At 29.8% G+C, this 14,203-nt stretch carries 9 protein-coding genes and 1 riboswitch; all 9 genes read right to left on the bottom strand.

Going from position 1 to position 14,203, the window contains the following annotated elements:
* Positions 1 to 35: 35 nt before the first annotated feature.
* Entirely contained in the window at positions 36 to 650 is a 615-nt protein-coding gene (locus BLP75_RS14495; RefSeq protein WP_092727253.1) for an ECF transporter S component, read from the bottom strand.
* Positions 651 to 779: 129 nt separating this feature from the next.
* A riboswitch (FMN riboswitch) is annotated at positions 780 to 898 on the bottom strand.
* 128 nt (positions 899 to 1,026) lie between these two features.
* Entirely contained in the window at positions 1,027 to 2,184 is a 1,158-nt protein-coding gene (locus BLP75_RS14490) for an amidohydrolase (RefSeq protein WP_092727252.1), read from the bottom strand.
* Between the two features lie 22 nt (positions 2,185 to 2,206).
* Positions 2,207 to 4,348 carry a Tex family protein gene (locus tag BLP75_RS14485; RefSeq protein WP_092727251.1) on the bottom strand — a complete coding sequence of 714 codons (2,142 nt, stop codon included), beginning with the start codon at positions 4,346 to 4,348 and terminating at the stop codon, positions 2,207 to 2,209.
* 100 nt (positions 4,349 to 4,448) lie between these two features.
* Positions 4,449 to 5,562 (bottom strand): peptide chain release factor 2 gene (gene prfB / locus BLP75_RS14480; protein ID WP_207645438.1). Its coding sequence is split into 2 segments (ribosomal slippage): positions 4,449 to 5,498 and positions 5,500 to 5,562, totalling 1,113 coding nucleotides; the frame shifts between segments, so codons are not numbered across the junction.
* 15 nt (positions 5,563 to 5,577) lie between these two features.
* Entirely contained in the window at positions 5,578 to 8,250 is a 2,673-nt protein-coding gene (gene secA, locus BLP75_RS14475; RefSeq protein ID WP_092727249.1) for a preprotein translocase subunit SecA, read from the bottom strand.
* Positions 8,251 to 8,440: 190 nt separating this feature from the next.
* Positions 8,441 to 8,989 carry a ribosome hibernation-promoting factor, HPF/YfiA family gene (gene hpf / locus BLP75_RS14470; protein WP_092727248.1) on the bottom strand — a complete coding sequence of 183 codons (549 nt, stop codon included), beginning with the start codon at positions 8,987 to 8,989 and terminating at the stop codon, positions 8,441 to 8,443.
* An 811-nt stretch (positions 8,990 to 9,800) separates the two neighbouring features.
* Positions 9,801 to 10,577 (bottom strand): ComF family protein, encoded by a 777-nt coding sequence (locus BLP75_RS14465; protein WP_092727247.1) that lies wholly within the window; start codon positions 10,575 to 10,577, stop codon positions 9,801 to 9,803.
* A gap of 2 nt (positions 10,578 to 10,579) precedes the next feature.
* Positions 10,580 to 12,802 carry an SF1B family DNA helicase RecD2 gene (recD2, locus tag BLP75_RS14460; RefSeq protein WP_092727246.1) on the bottom strand — a complete coding sequence of 741 codons (2,223 nt, stop codon included), beginning with the start codon at positions 12,800 to 12,802 and terminating at the stop codon, positions 10,580 to 10,582.
* Between the two features lie 153 nt (positions 12,803 to 12,955).
* Positions 12,956 to 14,149, bottom strand: a complete 1,194-nt coding sequence (gene metK, locus BLP75_RS14455) for a methionine adenosyltransferase (protein ID WP_092727245.1) — start codon at positions 14,147 to 14,149, stop codon at positions 12,956 to 12,958.
* Positions 14,150 to 14,203 lie beyond the last annotated feature (54 nt).

The raw sequence follows: 14,203 nt of genomic DNA, 5'->3' as shown, positions 1-14,203 counted from the left end.
AAAAGCTCCCTAATTTAAGTTAGGGAGCTTTTATTTTATTTAACTTTATTTAATATTTTCTCTGTTCTTTTGTATAAAGGCAATGTCAACAATGACATTATAGTTGCTTTTAATAAATTAAACGGAGCTATTATCCATATTACAAATGTAAATTTATCTACTATATAAGGATTAATTGCTGCTCCCATTTCTATTACTGCTTCTATCGGCATTATAGTGCTATAAAATGGTAACATTATATAGTAATTTGATAAACAGCCAACTATAGTCATAACAAATACTCCAAGTATAAGCCCTATTATAATTCCTGATTTTTCTCTTTTCTTTGTATAAACATAAGAAACTGTCCAAACAAATGACCCACCTATTACGAAATTTGCAAATTCTCCAACACCACCTGTTGTAGACATACCTGTTATAAACTGTAATAAATTTTTAAGAAATGCTATAGCAACACCTGCCATAGGTCCTAGTGCAATTCCGCCTAATAATGCTGGTAAATCAGATACATCTATTTTTAGAAATTCTGGAAATAACATTGGAATTGGAACAGATATAAACATTAATATATATCCAATTGCAGACAGTATCCCTACCTTTACTAATGTAGATGTTTTAAAAACACTTTTATTTTCTAAAGTTCCTTGCATAAAATATAACCTCCTAATTTTTATTAGGAAAAACAAAAGCTCGAAGAGATCTATCTTCGAGCTTATTTTTTGAGCACAAGTTATATAATATACATAATTTATTGTATATAAATAGACAATGTAAAAAATTTGCTTCTTCTCTCATCCAGACTTTACTGTCGGCTTTGGAATTTCACCAAATCATGCTACAAATGTAGCTCGCGGGCTGTACCGCCGGTAGGGAATTTCACCCTGCCCCGAAGATCTATCTTACTATTGATTTTTCCATTCTTATATTTATATAGTATTAATTTACACTATTAAAGTCAACTAATTTTTTTATATACCTTATATTACCTGTGAATTAATTACGACGACTATATTTTTATACCCATAATTATCTATTATAAACTAATTTTCCATCTATAATAGTGTGTAATACATTACTTTGTATTTCTAATGGGCATCCATCCCATATAACTATGTCTGCATCTTTCCCTACTTCTATAGAGCCTACAGCATCATCTATGCCCAAAGTTTTAGCTGGATTTATAGTTATAGCTTCAAGAGCTTTTTCTTTTTTCATGCCATGCTTAACAGCTATGCCTGCACATAACGGTAAGTATTGAACAGGAATTACAGGATGATCTGTCATTAAACATATATCTAACCCTGCATTAGATAATATTCCAGCTGTATCAAAAGTTAAATTTCTTAATTCTATTTTAGATTTTTCTGTTAATGATGGACCCACGATTACTGGATATCCTTCTTCTACTAAATCTTCAACTATTAGATGTCCTTCTGTGCAGTGATCTAGTGTAAGTTTTAGATCAAATTCTTTAGCTATTCTTATAGCTGTAAATATATCATCTGCTCTATGTGCATGAACTTTAAATGGAACTTCTCTTTTAAGTACTGGTAATAAACTCTCCATTCTTATATCATACTCTGGCTTATCATGATCTTCATGCTCCATGTATAAATCCATTTCATCTAAATACTCTTCTGCCTTTTTTAAATTTTCTCTTAGCAATGAAGCTATAGCCATTCTAGTCTGAGGCATTTTTTCATCTCTTCCATAACAACTTTTTGGATTTTCACCAAAAGCTATTTTAGATGCAACAGGATTTTTTATAACCATCTTATCTATCCTTCTACCAAATGTTTTTATAGCTATACATTGGCCACCCATTACATTTGCACTTCCTGGAGTTGTACATACCGCTGTTATACCTCCTTGAACTGCTTCTTTAAAAGTATTATCCATTGGATTTATACCGTCTATAGGATTTAAGTGTGGAGTTATTGGATCAGTTTCTTCATTTCCATCTGCACCTTCAAATCCCATTCCATCTTCCCATAATCCTAAATGAGTATGGGCATCTATAAATCCAGGAAAAACAAACTTACCATCTGCATCTATAACTTGTGCATCTGATGGTACATCTAAATTTTTTCCAATAGCTACTATCTTCCCATTTTCTATAATTATATCTTCTTCAACTATACCGTTAGTTATAGTATTTATTGTTCCATTTTTTATGAATATCATATATTCTCCTCCTAGTATAAGCTTATATCTTCATTGATAAAGCCACTCTTTGCTTATTCATGTCAACTCCTATAACTTTTACATCTACAATATCTCCTACTGTGACTATAGACATAGGGTCTTTTACAAATGATTTACTCATTTGAGATTTATGAACTAAACCATCATTTTTTATTCCGATATCTACAAAAGCTCCAAAGTCTACTACATTTCTGACTGTACCTTTCAGAATCATTCCTTCTTGGATATCTTCTATTTTTAATACATCCGTTCTAAGTATTGGTTTTATACCTTCTTCTCTAGGATCTCTTCCTGGTTTTTTAATTTCAGCTATTATATCTTTTAATGTTACTTGACCTATTTCTAAATTCTCGCTTAATTGTTTTATACCTACTTCATTAATCTTAGAATCAATTTCTTCTATATTTTTATTTTCTATATCCTTTAATGAGTATCCTAAAATTTCTAACATTTTTTTACAAGTATCATAGCTCTCTGGATGAACGCCTGTATTATCTAAAGGATTTTTAGCATCCAGTATTCTCATAAATCCTGCACATTGTGTAAATGCTTGAGGACCTAGTCTCTTTACTTTTTTCAACTGTGCTCTAGACGTAAAATCTCCATTTTCTTCTCTATATGCTACTATATTTTTAGCTATAGTTTTACTTATACCTGCAATATGCTCTAATAAAGAATATGATGCTGTATTTAAATCTACACCTACGCTATTAACTGAATCTTCTACAACTCCACCTAATACTTCAGCTAACCTTTTTTGATTTAAATCATGCTGATATTGACCTACCCCTATACTTTTAGGATCTATTTTTACTAGCTCTGCTAATGGATCCTGTAATCTTCTTCCTATAGATATAGCTCCTCTTATAGATACATTTATATCCGGATGCTCTTCATTAGCCAATTCTGATGCAGAATAAACTGATGCTCCAGCTTCATTAACTATTATATATTGGATAGGTTTATCTATTTCTTTTATCATATCTGATACAAACTTCTCAGATTCTCTCGATGCAGTTCCATTTCCAATAGCTATGATATCTACTCCATGAGTATTTATTAATTCTTTCAGAGTTTTCTTTGCACCTTCTACATTGTTTTGTGGTTCTGTCGGATATACAGTTGTAAAGTCTAGTAACTTCCCATTTTTATCTACAACTGCAATCTTACATCCTGTTCTAAATGCTGGGTCAAATCCCATTACAACTTTATCTTTAACTGGTGGTTGTAATAAAAGGCTTTTTATATTTTTACCAAATACACTTATTGCTCTTTCTTGAGCTAATTCAGTTAAATGATTTCTTATTTCTCTTTCTATAGAAGGGAATATTAATCTTTTGTATGCATCCTCTATAGATGAAACTATTTCTTGTTTATTTTTAAAGTTATCATTTTTTACATATTCATTTATTATATGATTTATTACTTTTTCATTATTTATTTCTAATTTAACCTTTAAGAAGTTTTCCTTTTCTCCTCTATTTATAGCTAATACTCTATGAGGAGCTATAGTTTTTACTGATTCACTATAATCATAGTACATATCATATACAGATTTTTCTTCCTGAGAATTTTTTGTTACTATAATACCTTCTTTTAATGCAAGTTCTCTTATGTACTTTCTTATTTTTGCATCATCTGATACAATTTCAGCTATTATATCTTTAGCTCCTTTTAAAGCTTCTTCTATTGAGCTTACTTCCTTTTCTTCATTTATATATTTTTCAGCTTCAATATCTAAATTTTCTATATTTGTATTTAAAATAGCTAATGCTAAGCCTTCTAATCCCTTTTCTTTTGCTATAGTAGCTCTAGTTCTTTTCTTTTGTTTGTATGGAGCATATATATCTTCTACCTCTTGAAGAGTATGTGCTTTTTCTATATTTATTTTTATTTCGTCTGTTAATTTTCCCTGTTCTTCAATTATTCTTACTACATCATCTTTTCTACTCTGTAAATTCCTTAAATACATTAATTTATCATGAAATTCCCTTAAAGTTACATCACTCATTTCGCCAGTCATTTCTTTTCTATATCTAGCTATAAATGGAATTGTGTTACCTTCATCTATAAGTTTTATAGTATTATTTACTTGATCATCTCTTAGATTAAGCTCTTTTTTTAATATTTCATTTATATTCATATAAATCCCTCTTCTTTCGATTATTTAGGTATGTCTAGATCTTAAGTATTTTTTACAGCTTTAAAATAAGGCTCGAGAATTAAATTCTCAAGCCCTTTCTTTAATGATTTTTAGATTTATTCATTTTTAAATATTCATTTATAAATAAATCTAAATTGCCATCCATAACACTATCTACATTACCCATTTCTGCATTAGTCCTATGGTCTTTTACTAATTTATACGGCTGGAATACATATGATCTTATTTGGCTTCCCCAAGTTATTTGAGAATATTTTCCTTGAATGTCTTCTATTTTTTCTTTTTGTTCAAGTTCTTTAAGCTCTATAAGCTTGGCCATAAGCATCTTCATCGCCGTATCTTTATTCTTATGTTGAGATCTTTCATTTTGACATTGAACCACAACACCAGTAGGAATATGTGTTATCCTTACTGCCGAATCTGTAGTATTTACATGTTGACCTCCTGCACCAGAAGCTCTATATGTATCTATTTTTAAATCAACCGTATTTATATCTATTTCTATGCTATCATCTAATTCTGGTATAACATCTATAGATGCAAATGATGTATGTCTTTTTCCTGATGGATCAAAAGGAGATATTCTTACCATACGATGAACACCTTTTTCACTCCTTAAATATCCATATGCATTTATTCCTTCTATAAGAAGTGTTGCACTTTTTATTCCAGCTTCAGGATCTGATATTATATCTAAAGTTTTAACTTTATAGTCTTTACTCTCTGCCCATCTTACATACATTCTAAGTAGCATTTGTGCCCAATCTTGAGCATCAAGCCCTCCAGTACCAGCATTTATAGATAAAATAGCATTATTTTTATCATATTCTCCACTTAAAAGAGTTTTTATCCTTACCTTATCTATTTCATTTTCTAATTTAGATATAGATTCTTCTATTTCTTTTTCAATAGATTCATCATTTTCTTCAAGTCCTAGTTCTATTAAAACTTCAATCTCTTCTAATGATGATACAAGTGTATTATACTCTTCTACAGTTTCCTTAAGTGATTTATTTTCTTGAAGTATCTTCTGAGCAGCATCATTATCATTCCAAAAATCCTGCTCATTCATTTTTTCTTCATTTTCTTTAATTCTTGTATTTAATGAAGCAATGTCAAAGAGAAACCCTCATTTCTTCTATATTTGAAGACATTCTCTCTACACTATTTCTATAGTCTTGTAAATTTAACATTTCTGTCCTCCGCTATTATCTACCACAACATTTCTTATACTTTTTACCACTTCCACAAGGGCAGTCATCATTTCTTCCTATTGATTCTTCTTTCTTAACAGTTTTATTTCCTGGTTCATCTGTTATATTAGAAGATAAATGATCAACATCTATAACTTGCTTTCTTTCAACTGGCTCTTCTATAGTTATGTTGAATAGATATCTTATAGTATCTTCTTGTATATGTGTGTTCATTTCATTGAACATTTCAAATCCTTCATTAGTATAAGCTATAACTGGATCTTGCTGACCTATAGCACGAAGTCCTATACCTTGACGTAATTGATCCATAGCATCTATATGATCTATCCAATGATTATCAACAGCTTGAAGAAGTATAACTCTTTCCACTTCCCTCATTCTTTCCGATCCTATTTTTTCTTCCTTATCACTATATATCTTAACTGCTATTTCATAGACTACTTCTACTAATTGTGCAGTATTAAGTTTTTCCATATCTGTTATTTCTATGCTTCCTTTTGGCATGAATAAATGATATAGATAATCCTTAAATCCATCTACGTTTATATTATTTTCTTGAGTATAAGTATTAGCTGCATCTTCTATTAAAGAGTGTACCATATGCTTTATTTGTTCTTCTAAATTTTCACCTTCTAGAACTCTTCTTCTTTCAGCATATATAGTCTCTCTTTGCTTATTCATAACGTCATCATATTGAAGCACATGTTTTCTTATACCAAAGTTTCTACCTTCAACTTTCTTTTGAGCGCCTTCTATAGACTTAGTTAACATTTTATGTTCTATAGGCATATCTTCTTCTAGACCTATTTTCTCTACTACAGAACTTATTCTATCACTTCCGAATAATCTCATAAGATCATCTTCTAATGAAATATAGAATGTAGAACTACCTGGGTCACCTTGACGACCAGCACGACCTCTTAACTGATTATCAATTCTTCTAGATTCATGTCTTTCAGTACCTATGATAGCTAAACCACCAGCTTTTATAACTTCTTCTTGCTCTTGATGAGTTTGCTCTTTAAACTTTTTGTATAAGTTTTCATATTCATCTCTAGCTGCAAATAAGTCTTCGTTGCCTTCTCTATCTATTCCTTCTAACGATGTATCCACTTTATTTATTACAGATTCATCGTATCCTAATCTTTTCATTTCTCTCTTTGTTAGGAAAGTAGGGTTACCACCTAATACTATATCGGTACCACGCCCTGCCATATTAGTTGCTATAGTTACAGCACCTAATCTACCAGCTTGTGCTATTATTTCAGCTTCTTTATCATGGTGCTTAGCATTTAATACTTCATGCTTAACTCCTTTTTTCTTTAATAACATAGATAATAATTCTGAATTTTCTATTGAAACTGTACCAACAAGCACTGGTTGCTTAACTGCATGTCTTTCAATTATATCATCTACAACTGCATTAAACTTACCTCTTTGATTTTTATAAACAACATCTGCTAAATCTTTTCTTAGAATACTTTTATTCGTAGGTATTTGAACTACATCCATTTTATATATAGCCTTAAATTCATCTTCTTCTGTCTTAGCTGTTCCTGTCATCCCTGATAACTTGTTATACATTCTAAAGTAATTTTGGAATGTTACAGTAGCTAATGTTTTAGACTCTCTTTGAATTCTTAAGCCTTCTTTAGCTTCTATAGCTTGATGTAATCCTTCTGAGTATCTTCTACCAAACATAAGTCTTCCAGTAAATTCATCAACTATGATTATTTCTCCATCCTTAGATACATAATCAACATCACGTTTCATTATTACATGAGCTTTTAATGCTTGACTTATATGATGATAAAGTTCTGTATTAGCTACATCTGTTAGGTTATCTACATTAAAGTAAACTTCCGCTTTTTGTATCCCTGATTCAGTTAAAGAAACTGATTTTTGCTTTTCGTCAACTTCATAGTTATCTGGTTTTAATGTTAATACAAATGTATTCGCATCCGCATATAAATGCGTAGATTTATCCCCAGGTCCAGATATTATAAGTGGTGTTCTCGCTTCATCTACAAGAATTGAGTCAACCTCATCGACTATAGCATAGTTTAACTCTCTTTGAACCATTTGTTCCTTATGTATTACCATATTATCTTTTAAGTAATCAAATCCATATTCATTGTTAGTTCCATATGTTATATCACATTGATATTGTTCTCTTCTAACTTGAGGATTTTGCCCATGAACTATTACCCCAACTGTCATTCCAAGGAATTCATATACTTTTGCCATTTGTTCCTTATCACGTTTTGCTAGATAATCATTTACTGTTACTACATGTACACCTTTCCCTGTAAGAGCATTTAAATACACTGGCGCAGTTGCAACTAATGTTTTACCTTCCCCAGTTTTCATTTCAGCTATTCTACCTTGATGAAGAACAATACCACCTATAAGCTGTACTCTATAGTGTCTCATCCCTAATATTCTTTTAGATGCTTCCCTTACAACAGCAAAAGCTTCTGGTAATATATCGTCTATCGTTTCTCCTGCGCTTAATCTCTCTTTAAATATATTTGTCATATTTTGAAGTTCTTTATCTGACATAGAATCAAATTTTGTCTCTAAAGAATCTATTTGATCAACTATCTTATTAAACTTTTTAAGTTCTTTTTTATCCGCCATGTTAAATAAACTATCTAAAAAACTCATATTCAGCATCTCTCCTCGCTCAATTATTATACTAATATTCATTTTACCATAAAAATTCTATATTTAATATTGAATATTTGCCTTTATGTTCTAACGCTTAAAATGTAACTGTTTATATGTAAGGTAAACTAATTAAAAAAGCTATCGATAATTAAATTTATCGATAGCTTTTTAATTAATTTAAATTATCTTATTCATGTTCTATTATTCCGTATCCACCATTTCTACGTTTATACACAATAGATACTTCATCTGTATCTATATTTCTAAACATATAGAAATCATGTTCAATTAGTTCCATTTGTAGTACTGCTTCTTCAGCACTCATAGGTTTCATATCAAACTTTTTATGTCTTTCTATTACTATATTTAAATCATCTTCATCTTCATCAAAGTCAATGTCCTCATTTAATTCTACACCTTGGAATCTTATACTTTCACTATCTTGATGTCTATCTTGCAATCTATTTTTATATCTTCTTAATTGCTTATTTAATTTATCATAAACTACATCTATAGCTGCATATAAGTTTTCTTCTATATCTTCAGCTCTAACTATTGGTCCACTTATAGGGATTATTGTTACTTCTACTTTTTGTCTTGATTTTTTAGCACTAACTGTCACTTTTACTTCTGTTTCTGGATGAAGGTAGTAGTCTAATCTTCCGATTTTTTCTTCTATTGCACCTTTAATTCCGTCTGTTAGCTCCATTTGTTTTCCAGATATTATTATATTCATAAGAACATCTCCCTTCAGTTATAGCAGTATAACTAATTATACTTTAATAAAGTATTCTACCCTGAGTTATATAATCCTTTATTTTTATTGTTAACTTTTATAAATTAATATATTCAAATAAAATAGAATTAATTTTTGGATAATCTACAAATTATATATGTGGATTAATCTTAACAATATAACTGTGGATAGTGTGGATAAATTTGTTAATAACTCTTGTTTTTGTGTATTCCAAGCTATTTTTATAATATTTTCTATCCACAAATGTCTACAACAACTGTTATTTATTTGTGAATTAGTGTCGTTTTTTAATGATTTATACAATTTCAAATATAAAATTTTTTTTATATAGATTTATATATTTTTTTATAAAATTTCAATATTATATTTAAGGATTTTGGAATTTATTATTTTTATAGTTCTTATCAAATACATTTTTATACATATGATATATCTTTATGCTTTGATTAAAATAAAACTAAAAAAGCTATATTCCATAATTGGAATGTAGCTTAATTTTTTGCATAAAAAAAGCACCTATAAAGGTACTTTAGGATATTTAGCTGACCTGGTTTTTGACCCCACACTCGCCTACTGGAGGGTTCGCTTGGGTTCGCCGCACTACTAACTCTCTCGATTTTGTACCGGTAGGTCTTACTTCTAAGCCGCACCATGATCATTAACCCAATTTTTAGTGTTAACTTACGTGGATCCCTTTGCCTGCGACTGGCTTGGACTTGCAACCACAGACCTAAATATCACTTTTTTTATTTTAATATTTTATTAGATATATGTCAATAGGAATTTATTCCTAACAACTAAGCGTGTTAGCTCCTGTTAAAAAAGTTGATACTGTTATTAAATTTGCACCTTCTAATTTTAGAATTCTTGAGATTTCATTCACAGTTGCACCAGTTGTAAATATATCATCTACAAGTATTATATTCTTATTTTCTAAATAAATTTTATTCTTCTTTAATATAAATGCATCTCTTAGCTCGTTTCTTCTTTCTTTTTTTCTTAATTTATAAAGTCTTTTAGTATTTTCTTTCCTTACTATACAATCAAGTACTGGTATATTAAATTCTTTACTTAAATACTTGGCTATCTTATACGCTTGATTAAATCCTCTTTTTTTCAGTCTTGATTTATGTAAAGGTACAAATAGTATATAGTCAAAATTTATTCCCTCTAATATTAGTTTTTCCTTCATTATTGATGCTATATATCTACTCATATATGTTTTATTGCTATATTTAAATCCAAAAATCATTTTTTTACTAAAATCGTTATATTCTATGCATGATATAGCTTTATCAAAATAAAACTCTTTACCACTACAATAGCTACATTCATCTATATCATGTTCTTCTAAAGAACAATTAATTATCGGCTTTCCACACTTAATACATCCATCTAGTATAAAATGAAGTTCATTAAAACAATCCTTACACATAGAGTATGTGTTATTTTTATTTATTGGTTTGTTGCAAATTATACAACTTATATTATCTGGGTATATAAGGTCGAGAAATATATCAGTCATGTATTCATTTATGTCATTTAATTTTTTCAAATGACTATTCATTCTTACTTAACTAACACCCCTTCTTCTTTAAATTTATTAAGTTTATATGCTAAATTTGAATATCTATCATTAGTTCTATTATTTTTTATCATATATTCCAAGTATTTAACATCTCCCACTATTACTACAAGTTTCTTTGCTCTTGTAACAGCTGTATATAATAAATTTCTGCTTAATAGCATAGGAGGTGCCCATGTCATAGGTATTACTACTACTGGAAATTCACTACCTTGGCTTTTATGAATTGTCGTACAAAAACTGTGGTCCAGCTCATCTAATTCATCGTATTTGTACTCTACTATTTTTATTTGATCAAATATAACATATACAATTCTTTTTTCTTTATCTATATGATATACATATCCAATATCTCCATTGTATATACCTTCTCCACTTTCACTTCTATCTTCATTTTCCCATTTTTTAGTGTAGTTATTTTTAATTTGCATTACTTTATCTCCTACCCTAAAAAGTCTTTTTTGAAAATTCTCTTCAACCTTATATTTTTCAGGCTTATTAAGGTATTTTTGAAGTTCTATATTAAGATTAGTAACACCTAATTCCCCTTTCCTCATCGATGCTAAGACTTGTATATCCTTTAATTTATCTACTTTATAAAATTTAGGTAGTCTTTCACTAACCACACTTATTATTTCTTTTAAAATTTCTTCATTTGTATTTCTTTTTATAAAGAAAAAATCTTTATCTTTTGCATTTAAAGATAATGGCTCTCCCTTATTTATTTTATGAGCATTGACTACTATCATACTTTCTTGAGCTTGTCTAAATATTTCATTTAATCTAACAACATTTATTACACATGATTCTATCATATCACTAAGTACGTTTCCTGCTCCTACCGACGGTAGCTGGTCACTATCTCCAACTAATATAACTCGTGTCCCTGGTTTTATTGCTCTTAGTAAACTATACATAAGTAATATATCTACCATAGAAACTTCATCTATAATTATTACATCTGCTTTTATAGGTTCTTCTTCATTTTTCATAAACTCTAACTGATCACTGTCTGTAGCAAATCCCATTTCAAGGAGCCTATGAATAGTTTTAGCTTCCTTGCTAGATGTTTCACTCATCCTTTTAGCAGCTCTTCCTGTAGGTGCTGCTAATACTACTTCTTGACTATTATTTTCAAATATTTTAATTATTGTATTTATAGTAGTTGTTTTTCCTGTTCCTGGTCCTCCAGTTATTATAACTACACCATTTTCTATAGCTTCTTTTACTGCAAGTACTTGATTTGTTGCTAGTTTAATATTTTCTTGTTTTTCTACTACTTTAATTTCTTTATCTATATCTATATATAAATCTTCAAATTCAGCTTGAGATAATTTTATTATTTGCTTACAAACCCCATTTTCTGATACATAGTATGGTATTAGATATACCAACTTCATTCCGTTCATTTTTTCTATATGTACCTTTTGGTCATATGCTAGTTCCATTATACACTCTTCTATTATAGGAGGTTTTACTTCTAAAAGTTTTTTTGCTTCTTGTATTAGAATATCTTCTGGTAGATAAGTATGTCCACTACTTAAAGATTGGTTTAAGGCATATAAGATACCTTGTGATACTCTGTCCTTAGAGTCTTTCTCTATACCTATTTTACTAGCTATATTATCTGCTATTTTAAATCCTATTCCTCTTATATCTTCAGCTAATTGGTAAGGATTTTTATTTATATTTTCTAGAGCTTTATTTTTATATTTTTTATATATTTTCATACAGTAGTTTGGGGTAATTCCATACGGAGATAATTCAATGATTATATTTCTAAGTTCTCTATTTTCTTCATAACTTTTAACTATCTGATCTATTTTTTTACTCCCTATTCCTTCTACTTCTTTTAGACGTTCTGGCATATTTTGAATAACATCCAAAGTATTAACTCCAAATTTATCGATTATTCTTTTAGCCATTTTCTCGCCTATACCATGTATCATACCTGATGATAAATACACATATATGCCTTCTAGTGAGTTTGGGGTAACCGGCATAAACTTATTAACCTCAAATTGAGTTCCATAAGTTTTGTGATTTACCCATTTTCCCTCTACTTCTATACTTTCTCCTACTGATAAGGTAGGCATGCACCCAACTATTACTATCTCATTGTCTGAATTTGCTAGGTGGGCTATAGTATATCCATTTTCTTCATTTTTAAAAACTATATCACTTATCATTCCTTCTATTCGTTCCATACTGCTTCTCCTACAACCATAATATTTCTATCGTTCACTTAAGTTGTAATTATTATACCTTTTATGACAAATAAAATCACCCCTTAAAGTAGATTCTATAGGCCTTTCCTATTCATATACTTTAAGGGGTTTAGTATTTATTTATAAATTAAATTATTGTCCTAATGCTTCTTTTCTTAATACTTCTGCTTTATCAGTTCTTTCCCATGGTAAGTCTATATCAGTTCTTCCAAAGTGTCCATAAGCAGCTGTTTGTTTGAATATAGGTTTTCTTAGGTCTAAGTCTCTTATTATCGCACCTGGTCTTAAGTCGAAATGTTTATTAACTAATTCAACTAATAATTCCTCTGAAACTTTTCCAGTTCCAAAAGTATCTATAAATACAGATAATGGTCTAGCAACACCTATAGCATAAGCTAATTCTATTTCACATTTATCAGCAAGTCCTGCAGCTACTATATTTTTAGCTACGTATCTTGCAGCATATGCAGCAGATCTATCAACTTTTGTAGCATCTTTTCCTGAGAAAGCTCCTCCTCCATGTCTTGAGTATCCACCGTAAGTATCTATTATTATCTTTCTTCCTGTAAGTCCTGTATCTCCTTGAGGTCCTCCTATAACGAATCTTCCTGTTGGGTTGATATATATTATAGTTTCTTCATCTAATAAGTCTGCAGGTATAACAGCTTTTATAACATGCTCTATTAAGTCTTTTCTTATTGTTTCATTCTCAACTTCTTCTCCATGTTGAGTTGATATAAGTATAGTATGAACTCTAACTACCTTATTTCCATCATATTCAACTGTAACTTGAGTTTTTCCATCTGGTCTTAGATAATCTAATAATCCTGACTTTCTAACTTCAGTTAATCTTCTTGCTAATTTATGAGCTAATGATATTGGTAAAGGCATTAATTCTTCTGTTTCATTACATGCGAAACCGAACATTATACCTTGATCTCCAGCTCCTACTTTTTCTATTTCATCTTCACTTATTTGTCCAGCTCTGTTTTCTAAAGCTTCATCAACACCCATTGCTATATCGCCTGATTGTTCATCTATAGATGTTATAACTGCACAAGTATCACAGTCAAATCCATACTTAGCTCTATCATATCCTATGCCTCTAACTGTTTCTCTAACTAATTTAGGTATATCAACATAAGTTTTTGTACTTATTTCTCCTGCAACTAAAACTAATCCTGTAGTAACTGTTGTTTCACATGCTACTCTTGATAAAGGATCCTTTTCTAATAATGCATCTAGTATAGCATCTGATATTTGGTCACAGATTTTATCTGGATGCCCTTCTGTTACTGATTCTGATGTAAATAAATGTCTTGCCATCTTTGTTTCCTCCTTAAATTTAGTAGATTCCCTCGTTTATTATAATTACGAAAA

The sequence above is a fragment of the Romboutsia lituseburensis DSM 797 genome, assembly GCF_900103615.1.
Classification (GTDB): Bacteria; Bacillota; Clostridia; order Peptostreptococcales; family Peptostreptococcaceae; genus Romboutsia_F; species Romboutsia_F lituseburensis.
The sequence above is the reverse complement of the archived record's forward strand: the minus strand, read 5'-3'. Positions and strand labels throughout refer to the sequence as shown.